Consider the following 12,877-nt stretch of genomic DNA (forward strand, 5'->3'; position numbering starts at 1 on the left):
GACCGACTTCTCCCGACCCAACGCGCGCGAGAGCTCGACAACCGTCAGACCACTACGCGCGGCCGTGTCGGCGTCCGACAGGGCCTCCAGCAGGCCCACGATCTTCGCCGCAGCCGTGTCGTGCGTCTCCGTCATGCCCCTACCATGCACACGCCGTTGCCCACATCGCAAACAAGGGATGCAAGCAATGCAACGTATGAACCCACGGGACGGCTCGCAGAGCCGGCCGGTGCACGCATGCCTACGCGCGTGCTCACTGAGGATTCGTCAGTGAGCACGCGCGTGGCAAGAACTGCAACACAGAATGTCCCCCCGGCCGAATCACAGATCCCGTCAGGTCGGCGGGTCACGCCAGCCGTCGTGCGCACGCCTCGATAGCGGAGACAGTCCGCGATGCAATCGCCCGCCGAGCGGTTACGCCCAGGTGCCCCATTCAGCCCAGCGTCAGGTTGGGGAGGCAGACTAAGCCGATCACAAGGCTGCCATTCCCGCATAGAGAGGTCACTTCCATGCAGCGCATGACTCGACCGCTCGCGGCGACCGCGGCGCTCACGCTCATTCTGTCCGGCTGCGCCAACGACGCGTGGAAGGACGTGGAGCCAGACCCGTCGGCGTTGGCTTTGGTCTCGCAGTACCGGGGCGGAACAGCGGCCAGTGACCCCGTCGAACATCGCCTGAGTGTACTGCTTAGTGAGGCACGCGACGAGGTGGGAGAGCCCTACAAATGGGGCGCTGATGGCCCGACGGTCTGGGACTGCTCCAGTTTCGTGCAGCACGCATACTCCGAAGTCGGAATGCGTATGCCGCGTACGGCCAGAGCGCAACGCGACTGGATGGCCGATGGCAACGGGGTGCCGGTAGCGTCGGGGGAGGAGCAGCCAGGGGACCTCGTCTTTTGGGATGACTACCTCGGGACCGAAGAGATCGGGCACGTTGCGATGGTGTGGGACCCAGCGGAGTCGAGCACGATTGAAGCCCGAGCTCCTGAGACCGGCTACTACCAGTTCAAGACTGCCGACCATCATGCGATGTTCGAGATCTGGCGGGTGGCCGAGCTAGCGGACCCGGTCGCGGAGGGCTAACCCACGGCTCGCGAGCGCCTGTCGATCAAGGCGCGTAGTAACACGACCCAATCTGCCTCTTAGGCGTTCCCGCAGGTCAACCGCTCTTCACACGGCAGCGTGTGCCCACCATCTCCAGGAGTCCGGTACCAAGTCCGGGCGGAGACCGAGACCAACCCAAGGTGCAGATTCGCGAAGGACCCACGGCAGGATCGCGAGAGCTTCCTTCGACATCCCGGTTTTCCGCTCGTTGCCGATGCCAGTCTTGGACAGTCCGCCTCGCTGAGATTGTCAAGGTCGCCGAGCCTTCGGCGGTTCTTCACGCCTGCTGTGGAGCAATGACGCCGGGTGAGTGCAGTGAGTCGGGTGGGGCGCTGCCCTCTCTGGCCCGTCCACCGGCGGACAGCCGTCAGCGACTGCGTCAAGAGGTTCACGGTCCGCTACGTGCTGTGGCCCGGGAAGGGTGTTGACCTGCGGCTATGCGGCCAGATGAAGGTGGAGGGTGTGTGTCCCATGTGGGTAAGTCCCCCTCCCGAGGTGACCACGTGGGCCACACGCTGTTGGCGGCGGGGGTTTCGGGTCGAGCGTGTCGCTGGGCCGTGCCAGCGGTGTTCATGGCGGTGGAGCCTGGAAGACTGGCGGCTATGGCACGTCGCATCCAACTGGCCTTGCCGCCGGACCTGAACGATCCGTTGAAGGACGAGTTGACGCGGATGCCGCACGAGGACCTCGTTGACCTCGTGGTTGCGTTGGTGGCGCGGGACCCCGCCAATGAACGCCTCGTGGCTCTGCACGCGGCCGAGCGCGACGACGGGCAACTGGGCAAACAGTTGACCGAGGCGGTGCGCGCGGTCCTGCCGGGGAGCAGCTTCATGGACTACCGGCGCGCGATCGCCGTCGCCCGGGACGTCCAGGAGGTGCTGGACGAGATCGAGCAGGTGCTGGACTCCGGGCAGGCTGACGCGGCGGCCCCGGCGTTGAAGACAGCGGTGACCCGGGTGCGCACCCTGACCCTGCGAGCTGACGACTCCTCCGGGGCCCTGGGGGATGCCTGCCAGCGCGCCGCCGACCTATACGCGACGGCGTGCAGGCAGGGCCACTCGGATCCGGTGCGGCTGGCGCGGTGGCTGCTGAAGTTCCGGGCCGAGTCTCCGGGTTGGCCGAACCTGAGGCTGGAGCAGTTCGTGGCGGCCTTGGACGACAAGGGCTTGGCTGTCTACCGTGCCGGGGTCCAGGAGGCCAGCGCGAAGCAGGCTGGGCAAGACCACTGGAGTCGCTTCGAGATCGACCTGATGCTGTTGGAGTTGGCGGACCATGATGGTGACGTCGAGACCGCGGTCACCTTGTTGCGGCAGCGTGAGCACCCTGAGTACGGGGCCATCGTGGACCGGTTGCGGGCCGCGGACCGACCAGCCGAAGCGATCGCTGTGCTGGATGAGGCGATAGCCGCCGGACGGGTCTCGATCGAGGGCAACCAGTTCTGGGTCGGTGCCCAGGACGCGGCCGCCACCTACTTGGACATCGGACGGCCCGAAGATGCCCTTGCGGTGTTGCGCAGCATCTTTCGTGCCAACCCGTCAAGGAGAACGTATGCCGTTCTGGTGTGGGGCGCGCAGCGTGCGGGGACGGCCGAGCAGGAGCGGCGTGCCGCGTGGGACTACGCGGCCGAACGCGCGAAGCGCACCGGTTCGGGGGCGTTGTTGGTGGACCTTGCGTTGGAGGAAGGGGACGTGGAGCGGGCCTGGGCACTGGCGGACGAGCACGGGCCAGGACCGTCCTGGCCGGCGTTGGCGGCCGCGGTGGAGGACGCCCGCCCGGACCGGGCCGCTGACCTGTATGAGGCAGACCTGGCCACCGTCCTGGGGCCCGCAGATCGGCGGTCTTACAAGCAAGCGGCTCGGCATCTACAGCGGATACGGGACCTGCGGCGCAGCGCCGGGCAAGAAGAGGCGTTCAACGAACTGCTCAGCCAGGTCCGGGAGCAGCACCGCCGTCGACCCGCATTCCTGACCATCTTGGACCGCGCCGGCCTCAAGTGACCCCACCCTGCCGAAGCGCCTGAAGTGTGGCCGGAGAGGCACTGACCAGCCAAAGTCTCAGGCCGGTCGGCGGCGCGCTAGCTCGACGACTGGCGCCGAGTTAGGGCACGTATAGGGCACGCCATTCGGCGTCTCTAGCATTTGCGCAGGTCAGGCCACCATTCTGTTGCGCCCCCGGCAGGATTCGAACCTGCGCTCCCGCCTCCGGAGGGCGGTGCTCTATCCCCTGAGCTACGGGGGCAACAGCGCTCGATGTTAGCAGCCACCGGTGCTCCACCACGACATGTCGCACGGTGGGCGCCAACTAGACTGCGCGCGTGACTCCCGAGCAACTCGCTGATGCCATCCGCTCCTGTCTGGAGCAGGCCGTCGCCGCCGGCGACCTGGCCGTGCCGGTCCCCGAGCAGATCCGGGTGGAGCGGCCGCGCAGCCGCGAGCACGGCGACTGGTCGACCAACGTGGCCATGCAGCTGGCCAAGCCGGCCGGTATGCCGCCGCGCCAGGTCGCCGAGCTGCTCGCCGGGCGGTTGGGCACGGTGAGTGGCGTCGCCGCCGCAGACGTCGCCGGTCCGGGCTTCCTCAACATCACCCTCGACGCGGCAAGCGCCGGTGCGCTGGCCCGGACCGTGGTCGAGAGCGGCACGGCATACGGCACCAACGGCACGCTGGCCGGGCAGGTGGTCAACCTGGAGTTTGTCTCGGCCAACCCCAACGGCCCGCTGCACATCGGACACACCCGGTGGGCGGCGCTCGGGGATGCGCTGCGGCGGCTGCTGCTCGCCAGCGGCGCCGAGGTGTCCGCCGAGCACTACATCAACGACGCCGGTGCCCAGATGGACCGGTTCGGGGCCTCGATCGTGGCCGCCGCGAAAGGTGAGCCGGCCCCGGAGGGCGGCTACTCCGGCGCGTATGTCGATGAGCTGGCCCGGGAGATCCAGGCCAAGCGTCCTGACCTGCTGGAGCTGCCCGAGGACGAGGCGCTCGGGGTGGCTCGCGAGCGCGGCTGCGAGCTGCAGCTGCAGCACAACAAGGAGACCCTCGAGGGGTTCAACGTCCACTTCGACGTGTGGTTCTCCGAGAAGTCGTTGCACGACTCCGGAGCCGTGCAGCAGGCGGTGCAGCGGCTGCGCGAGCAGGGGCACGTCTTCGACGCCGACGGAGCGGTCTGGCTGAGGACGACCGACTTCGGCGACGACCGCGACCGGGTGCTGGTGCGCGCCAACGGGACACCCACCTACTTCGCGGCTGACGCCGCCTACTACCTGAGCAAGAAGGACCGCGGCTTCCCCGCCAAGATCTACATGCTCGGCGCCGACCACCACGGCTACGTCGGCCGGCTCAAGGCGATCGCCGCTTGCGCCGGCGACGACCCGGAGGCCAACATCGAGGTGCTCATCGGGCAGCTGATCAACATCCGGGGCGAGCGGATGGGCAAGCGGCGTGGCAACGCGGTCTTCCTCTCCGAGCTGCTGGAGTGGATCGGCTCGGATCCCGTGCGCTACTCCCTGGCCCGGTTCCCGGCCGACTCCCCGCTGGACCTGGACGGGGAGGACCTGCGCCGCCGCAGCAACGACAACCCGGTGTTCTACGTGCAGTACGCGCACGCCCGCACCGCCAACGTCGCCCGGCTGGCGCAGGAGGACGGTGTGCGCCGCGAGGACGGCTTCGACCCCGCGCTGCTGGGCCACGAGACCGAGTCGGCCCTGCTGGCCGTGATCGGCGACTTCCCGCGAGTCGTGGCGCAGGCTGCCACGTTGCGCGAGCCGCACCGGGTGGCCCGCTACCTGGAGGACCTCGCCGGCCGCTATCACAAGTGGTACGACGAGTGCCGGGTCCGCCCGACCGAGCCGGAGGAGCAGATCACCGACCTGCACCGGACCCGACGGTGGCTCAACGATGCCACCCGGCAGGTGCTGGCCAACGGGTTGGGGCTGCTGGGCGTCGACGCACCGGAGCGGATGTGAGCGCGGGCATGAGGTCCGTCGCGAGCACAGACGAAGGGCGGTGGCCGTGAGCGCCCCGCCCCTGCGGGTGGCTCTGCTGGGCTGCGGCACGGTCGGTGCCGCCGTTGCCCGGTTGCTGGCGGAGCGGAGCGAGCTGCTCGCCGACCGGGCGGGCCGCCCGCTGCACTTGAGCGGCATCGTTGTCCGGAACCTCTCCGGACCTCGCGACCTCCCTGCCGAGCAGGCCGGGCTGCTGACCGATGAGCCCGGTGCCCTCGTCGACGGTGCTGACGTGGTGATCGAGCTGATGGGTGGAATCGAGCCGGCGCGGGAGCTGCTGCTGCGGGCCATGCGCGGCGGCGCCGACGTGGTCACCGCCAACAAGCAGCTGATCGCGCGGCACGGGGACGAGCTGCACGCCGTGGCTCGGGAGCACGGGGTGGGTCTGGACTACGAGGCGGCCGTGGTCGCCGCAGTCCCCGTGCTGCGCGTCGTGCGCGAGTCCCTGGCCGGTGACGAGATCACCTCGATCTCCGGCATCGTCAACGGCTCGACCAACTATGTCCTGGACCTGGTGGCCCGCACCGGGGTGACCTTCGAGGAGGCGGTGGCCAAGGCCGGTGCACTGGGTTATCTGGAGGCCGACCCCACAGAGGACCTGGAGGGCATCGACGCCGCCGCCAAGATCGTCATCCTGGCGCGCACCGCGTGGGGGGTGGGTGTCGGCTTCGACGACGTGCACCGCACGGGCATCAGCGGGCTGACCGACGCCGACTTCGAGCAGGCCCGCGGCACCGGCCAGGTGATCAAGCTGATCGCCTCGGCCTGGCGATCGGGCCAGGCCCGGCACCCTCGCGTCGAGCTGGCGGTGCGCCCCGTGCTGCTGGCCCAGGACCACCCGTTCGCCCAGATCCGCGAGGGTGGCAACGCGGTCGTGATCGAGGCGACGTCCGCCGGCCGGGTGCGGATCCACGGCGCCGGCGCGGGAGGCGAGGAGACCGCCTCGGCCGTCCTCGGCGACCTGGTGGCGCTCGCCCGGCGGCGGCCCGCACAGGCCTGAGCGCGACACGGCGGGGGCGCGGGTATGGCCTGCACGCGTTGCGGTGCTAGAGTCTGCGGTATCTCGCGGGAGCCCACATCGGTGGTGTCCCACCCCGTAGGCAGTAGGGTCCGCGGATAAGCCCCCTGGTTCTGACGTCGTCAGCGTGTGCGACATACCGTGAAACTATCGCTCACGACCACGGACCGGGCATCCACCAGCGCGCAGCGCTGTTCCCGTTCAGACCCCATGACCCGGCAGCGGCCGGGCGTGACGCGGCAGAAGGAATCTTTGTGACTGAGACCACCACAGCCGAGGCGACGACCAAGAGCGGCGCGCTCAGCGCCATGCGCCTTGGCGAGCTGCAGGACCTCGCCGGCACCATGGGCATTTCGGTGTCGCGCGGCATGCGGAAGGCCGACCTCGTGTCGGCGATCCGGGACGCGCGAGGCGGGCCGCCCAGCACGCGGGCTCCCCACACCACCAACGGTGACGCGACCAGCGGTGAGACGGCTCACGGCGGGGCCAAGGCTGTCAGCAGCTCCGAGGGGGAGCGTCGGGGGCGCACCTCGCGCAGGGCCTCAGCCGACCGCGGCGAGCCCGGCAGCGCCAGGGGCGAGGGCAACCGGACCAACGGCACGACGCCGCAGGACGGCCAGGGCTCTGGTCAGGAGCAGGCACGTGAGGGCAACCAGGGTCAGGACCGTCAGGGTGACCAGTCGCGGGAGCAGCGCGGCGGCAGCCGGGGTCAGGACCGCCAGGACCGTCAGGGTGACCGGTCGCGGGAGCAGCGCGGCGGCAGCCAGGGTCAGGACCGCCAGGACCGCCAGGACCGCCAGGGTGACCAGTCCGGCCAGCAGGGCTCGGACCAGGGCGACGATGACGAGCGCGGAGGCCGGGGTCGGCGTCGCAACCGGCAGCGGGGCCGAGACCGCAAGCGGGGTCGCAACCAGGGTCAGGCACGGGGCAACGACTCCTACGCCGAGGACCAGCAAGACGGCGGCTACTCCGAGGAGGACGTGCTGGTGCCGGTCGGCGGTGTGCTCGACGTCCTGGACAGCTACGCCTTCATTCGCACCACGGGATACCTGCCCGGGACGACCGACGTCTACGTGCCCCTTGGCATCGTGCGCAAGAACGGTCTGCGCAAGGGCGACGCGGTCACCGGCGCCATCAAGGCTCCTGCCGACGGTGAGCCGGAATCGTCGACGCAGCAGCACGTCGGCGGCAAGAACAACCGCGGCAAGTTCAACGCGCTCGTGCGGCTCGACACGGTCAACGGGCAGAGCCCGGAGCAGGCCCAGCAGCGGCCGGAGTTCGGCAAGCTGACCCCGCTCTACCCGCAGGACCGGCTGCGTCTGGAGACCGCCGACAACAAGAACGTGACCAACCGGATCATCGACCTGGTCGCCCCCATCGGCAAGGGCCAGCGCGGCCTGATCGTCTCCCCGCCCAAGGCGGGCAAGACGCTGGTGCTGCAGTCGATCGCCAACGCGATCACGATCAACAACCCCGAGGCCCACCTGATGGTCGTCCTGGTGGACGAGCGTCCGGAGGAGGTCACCGACATGCAGCGCACGGTCAAGGGCGAGGTCGTGGCCTCCACCTTCGACCGGCCGGCTGACGACCACACCACGGTGGCCGAGCTGGCCATCGAGCGGGCCAAGCGGCTGGTCGAGCTCGGCGGGGACGTCGTCGTGCTGCTCGACTCGATCACCCGGCTGGGCCGCGCCTACAACAACGCGGCACCCTCGAGCGGCCGGATCCTCTCCGGCGGTGTCGACTCCAACGCGCTCTACCCGCCCAAGCGCTTCTTCGGCGCGGCCCGCAACATCGAAGACGGCGGGTCGCTGACGATCCTGGCCACAGCGCTGGTCGAGACCGGCTCCAAGATGGACGAGGTCATCTTCGAGGAGTTCAAGGGCACCGGCAACATGGAGCTGCGGCTGTCTCGCCAGCTGGCCGACCGCAGGATCTTCCCGGCCGTCGACGTCAACCCCTCGGGCACCCGCCGCGAGGAGATCCTGATGGGCGCCGAGGAGCTCAAGGTCATGTGGAAGCTGCGCCGGGTGCTCTCGGCGCTGGACTCCCAGCAGGGCATCGAGCTGCTGCTGGACCGGTTGCGCAAGACCCGCAACAACTACGAGTTCCTCACCCAGGTGCAGCAGACGTCCTCGATCAAGCTCGACGACGAGGACTGAGCCGGACCGGTATGTCGTGTCGGCCCGGGCAACGATCGTGACCTCGATACCCTCGCGGATCACCCACTGGGTCGGGGGCGAGTCGTGGCGCGACGCCCCCGAGCGCACGGCACCGGTCACCAACCCGGCGACCGGTGCCGTCACCGGCCACGTCGACCTGGCCTCTGTCCACGTGGTCGACTCGGCCGTCACCTCGGCCCGGACGGCGTGGGAGGACGGATGGGGCCGGTCGTCGCTCTCAAGACGCACCTCGGTGCTGTTCGCCTTCCGCGAGCTGCTGCACCGGCATACCGACCGTATCGCCGCTCTGGTGACCGCCGAGCACGGCAAGGTGCTCGCTGACGCCCGTGGTGAGGTGGCGCGCGGGCTGGAGGTCGCCGAGCTCGCCTGCGGCATCCCCTCGCTGCTGCAGGGTGCGGCCAGCGACAGCGTCGCCACGGACCTCGATGTGCGCTCGCTGCGCCAGCCGCTCGGCGTGGTGGCTGTGATCACCCCGTTCAACTTCCCGGTGATGGTCCCGCTGTGGTTTGTCCCGGTCGCGCTGGCCTGCGGCAACACTGTCGTGCTCAAACCCAGCGAGAAGGACCCCTCCGCAGCCCTGGCGGTCGCAAGGCTGTGGACCGAGGCAGGACTGCCCGACGGGGCCCTGTCCGTGGTGCACGGTGACGGCGAGGCCGTCGATGCGCTGATCGCGCACGAGGATGTCGCAGCGGTCTCCTTCGTGGGCTCGACCCCGGTGGCCCGGCACGTCCACGAGGTCGCCACCTCCCGCGGCAAGCGGGTGCAGGCACTCGGCGGGGCCAAGAACCACATGTTTGTGCTGCCCGACGCCGATCTGGACCAGGCGGCCGATGCAGCGGTGAGCGCGGGATTCGGCTCGGCGGGGGAGCGGTGCATGGCGATCTCCGCGGTCGTCGTGCACGAGGCCGTCGCCGACGACCTGGTCGCGCGGATCGCCGAGCGCACCCGGGCTCTGCGCACCGGTGACGGCAGCACCGGCGCCGACATGGGACCCCTGGTGACCGCCGAGCACCGCGACCGGGTGCGCTCCTTCGTGGACGGCGCCGCCGGAGAGGGTGCCACGGTGGTGGTGGACGGCCGCGAGGGCCCGGTGGACGGGACGCAGAGCGGCTTCTTCCTGCCCCCGACGCTGCTCGACCACGTCGGTCCAGCGATGGCGGTCTACGTCGAGGAGATCTTCGGCCCCGTGCTGTCCGTGCTGCGGGTCGGCTCCTTCGACGCCGGCCTGCGCCTGATCAACGCCCACCGCTACGGCAACGGCGCCGCCATCTTCACCCGCGACGGCGCCAGCGCCCGGCGCTTCGAGCGGGAGGTCGAGGTCGGCATGGTCGGGGTCAACGTGCCGATACCGGTGCCGGCGGCGCACTTCTCGTTCGGCGGTTGGAAGGACAGCCTGTTCGGCGACCTGCACGCCTACGGACCCGACGGCGTGAGCTTCTTCACCCGCGGCAAGGTGGTCACCACCCGGTGGCCGTCGGCGGACGCCGGGGTGGACCTGGGCTTCCCCACCCACCGCTGATCCGGCGGGGCCAGGGAGGGCGGTTGGAATAGCGCGGCCCCGGCTGGCATTATGGATGGTTGGCCCACCGGTTCACGGCCCGCATCCCGTCGGCCGACCCGGGGAACACCGCCACCTGAGGAGACACGCGTGAAGAGCAACATCCACCCGAACTACGTCGAGACCCAGGTCACCTGCAGCTGCGGCGCGACGTTCACCACCCGCAGCACCGCGCAGGCCGGGCGCATCAGTGCCGACGTCTGCTCGCAGTGCCACCCCTTCTACACCGGCAAGCAGAAGATCCTGGACACCGGTGGGCGCGTCGCCCGCTTCCAGGAGCGCTACGGCAAGAAGGCCGCCAAGTAGCTCGGCCTCGCCGGTCCCGCCACCACATCCGGTGTCGGGGCCGGCGTTTCTGCGCTCCGGACGCTCCCGTCCGGACCCTTACCGCTTGTTGGAGGTGCCATGGAGGACTCGGCCGTCGCCGCGCTCACGGAGTTCGCCGAGCTGGAGCGCCGGCTCGCCGACCCCGACGTGCACACGGACCCGGCGGTCTTCCGCAGGATCACCAAGCGGTATGCCGCGCTGTCCCCGACCGTGACGGCATACCGGGAGTGGCACCGGCTCACCGACGACCTGGCCACGGCGCGCGAGCTGGCGGTGCATGACGAGTCGTTCGCCAAAGAAGTGCCGGACCTGGCCGAGCAGGAGGGGCTTGCCGCTGACCGGCTGCGCCGGCTGCTACTGCCGCGCGACCCCGACGACGACCGCGACGCGATCGTGGAGGTCAAGGCGGGCGAGGGAGGGGCCGAGTCCGCGCTGTTCGCCGGTGACCTGGTGCGGATGTACCTGCGCTACGCCGAGCGGCGCGGCTGGGCTGTGGAGGTGCTGGACTCCACCGAGTCCGACCTGGGCGGCTACAAGGACATCCGGCTGGGGGTGCAGGCGCCCAGTGCGGCCCGGCCGGGCGAGGCTCCGTGGGCGCGGCTGAAGTACGAGGGCGGGGTGCATCGAGTGCAGCGGGTCCCGGTCACCGAGAGTCAGGGCCGCATCCACACCTCGGCCGCCGGGGTGCTGGTCATGCCCGAGGTCGAGGACCCCGAGGAGGTCGACCTCGCCCCGGCCGACCTCAAGGTCGACGTCTTCCGCTCCAGCGGCCCCGGCGGACAGTCGGTCAACACGACCGACTCCGCCGTGCGCATCACCCACCTGCCGACCGGGCTGGTCGTCTCTTGCCAGAACGAGAAATCCCAGCTGCAGAACAAGGAGTCGGCGCTGCGGGTCCTCCGCGCCCGGCTGCACCAGCAGGCGATCGACGAGCAGGACGCACAGGCCTCGGCGCAGCGGCGCAGCCAGATTCGGACCGTGGACCGCAGCGAGCGGATCCGCACCTACAACTTCCCCGAGAACCGCATCGCCGACCACCGCACCGGCTTCAAGGCCTACAACCTGGACCAGGTGCTCGACGGTGACCTCGACCCCGTGGTGCAGTCGGCGACGGAGGCGGACGAGGCGGCCCGTCTCGCGGGGCTGGCCGAGGGCAAGTCCTGAGCGGCGGCCCGGACCGGCCGGCCTACGGGCAGGTGCTGCGCGAGGCCACTCGGGTGCTGCAGACGGCCGAGGTGCCCAGCCCGCGGGTCGACGCCGAGATCCTGCTCGCGCACGTCGTCGGCGTGGCCCGCCCTGAGGTCGTCCGGCGCGCGCTGCTGGGTCAGCCGCTCGACGAGGCGGAGCACACGGCATACCTGGGGCTGGTGGACGAACGGGCGGCCCGGGTGCCGCTGCAGCACCTCACGGGGGCCGCGAGCTTCGCCGGCCTGGATCTCGCGGTCGGCCCGGGGGTGTTCGTGCCCCGGCCCGAGACCGAGACGCTGGTCGAGCTGGCCGTCGAAGCGGCAACCGGCCTGGACGACGCGATGGTGGTGGACCTGTGCAGCGGCAGCGGCGCAATCGCGCTCGCGGTGAAGCACCGCGTGCCCTCGGCCCAGGTGGTCGGGGTGGAGGTCTCGCCGGAGGCACACGCGTGGGCGCTGCACAACGCGTTGCGCACAGGGCTGGACGTGGAGATGCGGCAGGGGGACGCCAGGGCGGCGGGGGAGGAGCTGCTGGGGCGGGTGGACCTGGTCACCTGCAACCCGCCCTACATCCCGCTCGGCGCGGTGCCGGTCGATCCCGAGGTGCGGGACCACGATCCGCAGGTCGCGCTCTACGGCGGCAGCGACGACGGCCTGCACCTGCCGATCGCCATGGCCGCGCGGGCGTCGCAGCTGCTGCGACCGGGCGGAGTGCTGCTGGTCGAGCATGCCGACACCCAGGGGGAGACGCTGCCTGCGGCCCTGGATGCGCAGCGGGTATGGCGTGAGGTCACCGACCATGCCGACCTGACCGGGCGGCCTCGGGTCACACGGGCGGTGCGTCGCTGACGCTCGTCGGATCGCATCGTCGACCTGCTCAGAGTCGTTGTCCTGCTCAGAGTCGGTTGTCCTGCTCAGAAGGGTGGTGGTGGGCCGGGCGGGGCAGGTGGGGGTCCGGCATCGGGGTCTGGCGGATGGAGCAGGTCGTGGATGCTGGGTTGGCCTGGTGGGGCCCCAGGGCGCAGGGCACCGCCGGGAGTGTGGTGGCGCAGGTCGAACAGCGGCGTGCCGAAGTCTTCGCCGGCGGCCAGCTGAGCGCGGGTGGGCAGGGCGGTGTCGTCGCAGGTGTGTTGCTCGTCGAGGTCGTCGGCGAGGTAGTCGCGAGGTCCGCGGTGGGCCAGGGCGGCGTAGATCAGCCGGTTGCCCAGATCCGGGTCGATGCCGGGCGGATTGGCCCCCGGCGGCCCTTCGCCGGACAGGGTGGTGCCGGTGGGGGTTGTGGGTATGTCGAGGGGGTGGTAGTCGCGGTAGTCGTGGGAGCGGGTGGTGTAGACCCGCCCGAACAGGGTGGTGAACGTCATCGTCCGGTCCGCCCGCAGCTGGCTGTCCCACAGTTTCAGGGTCAGGTTGTGGTGGTGGTGGGAGTGCTCGTAGGCCACGTTGGCCTCACTGGTCCATCGGCTCTGGGCCCAGGGTTGGACGTGGTCGGGTTGGGCGTGCG

9 protein-coding genes, 1 tRNA gene and 1 pseudogene are annotated in these 12,877 nt (G+C 70.3%); 9 read left to right on the forward strand and 2 right to left on the reverse strand.

Annotation, left to right across the window (positions count from 1 at the left end):
- Positions 1-509 precede the first annotated feature (509 nt).
- Positions 510-1,082: a C40 family peptidase gene (locus ACR2FV_RS05590; protein WP_434014712.1), complete on the forward strand. Its 573-nt coding sequence runs from the start codon at positions 510-512 to the stop codon at positions 1,080-1,082.
- Between the two features lie 623 nt (positions 1,083-1,705).
- On the forward strand, positions 1,706-3,100 hold the full coding sequence (locus ACR2FV_RS05595) for a DUF6880 family protein (protein WP_434014713.1): 1,395 nt from the start codon (positions 1,706-1,708) through the stop codon (positions 3,098-3,100).
- Positions 3,101-3,269: 169 nt separating this feature from the next.
- On the opposite strand, the gene ACR2FV_RS05600 is transcribed toward ACR2FV_RS05595, so the two are convergent.
- Positions 3,270-3,341, reverse strand: a tRNA-Arg gene (locus ACR2FV_RS05600).
- Positions 3,342-3,417: 76 nt separating this feature from the next.
- Between ACR2FV_RS05600 and ACR2FV_RS05605 the strand changes: the two genes are divergently transcribed.
- The 7 genes from ACR2FV_RS05605 to prmC all read left to right on the forward strand — a co-directional run bounded on the left by ACR2FV_RS05605 (position 3,418) and on the right by prmC (position 12,225).
- Positions 3,418-5,064: an arginine--tRNA ligase gene (locus ACR2FV_RS05605; RefSeq protein WP_434014714.1), complete on the forward strand. Its 1,647-nt coding sequence runs from the start codon at positions 3,418-3,420 to the stop codon at positions 5,062-5,064.
- Positions 5,065-5,110: 46 nt separating this feature from the next.
- Positions 5,111-6,103, forward strand: coding sequence for a homoserine dehydrogenase (locus ACR2FV_RS05610; RefSeq protein WP_434014715.1), 993 nt, complete (start codon positions 5,111-5,113; stop codon positions 6,101-6,103).
- 272 nt (positions 6,104-6,375) lie between these two features.
- Positions 6,376-8,283, forward strand: coding sequence for a transcription termination factor Rho (rho, locus tag ACR2FV_RS05615; protein ID WP_434014716.1), 1,908 nt, complete (start codon positions 6,376-6,378; stop codon positions 8,281-8,283).
- Between the two features lie 37 nt (positions 8,284-8,320).
- Positions 8,321-9,823, forward strand: a complete 1,503-nt coding sequence (locus tag ACR2FV_RS05620; RefSeq protein ID WP_434014717.1) for a CoA-acylating methylmalonate-semialdehyde dehydrogenase — start codon at positions 8,321-8,323, stop codon at positions 9,821-9,823.
- Between the two features lie 129 nt (positions 9,824-9,952).
- Positions 9,953-10,168 (forward strand): 50S ribosomal protein L31, encoded by a 216-nt coding sequence (rpmE, locus tag ACR2FV_RS05625; RefSeq protein ID WP_434014718.1) that lies wholly within the window; start codon positions 9,953-9,955, stop codon positions 10,166-10,168.
- 99 nt (positions 10,169-10,267) lie between these two features.
- On the forward strand, positions 10,268-11,353 hold the full coding sequence (prfA, locus tag ACR2FV_RS05630) for a peptide chain release factor 1 (protein WP_434014719.1): 1,086 nt from the start codon (positions 10,268-10,270) through the stop codon (positions 11,351-11,353).
- Between the two features lie 32 nt (positions 11,354-11,385).
- A complete protein-coding gene (gene prmC, locus ACR2FV_RS05635; protein ID WP_434014720.1) occupies positions 11,386-12,225 on the forward strand; it encodes a peptide chain release factor N(5)-glutamine methyltransferase in 840 nt (279 codons plus the stop codon).
- Positions 12,226-12,290: 65 nt separating this feature from the next.
- Here prmC and ACR2FV_RS05640 read toward each other — a convergent pair.
- A pseudogene (locus ACR2FV_RS05640) lies at positions 12,291-12,877 on the reverse strand (hypothetical protein); the annotation flags it as partial.

The sequence above is a fragment of the Ornithinimicrobium sp. genome (assembly GCF_051004135.1).
Taxonomy (GTDB): domain Bacteria; phylum Actinomycetota; class Actinomycetes; order Actinomycetales; family Dermatophilaceae; genus Ornithinicoccus.

Excerpts from the sequence above, each read along its gene's own strand:
- ACR2FV_RS05590 (WP_434014712.1), top strand. The coding sequence starts at position 510 with ATGCAGCGCATGACTCGACCGCTCGCGGCGACCGCGGCGCTCACGCTC.
- ACR2FV_RS05595 (WP_434014713.1), top strand. The coding sequence starts at position 1,706 with ATGGCACGTCGCATCCAACTGGCCTTGCCGCCGGACCTGAACGATCCG.
- prfA (WP_434014719.1), top strand. The coding sequence starts at position 10,268 with ATGGAGGACTCGGCCGTCGCCGCGCTCACGGAGTTCGCCGAGCTGGAG.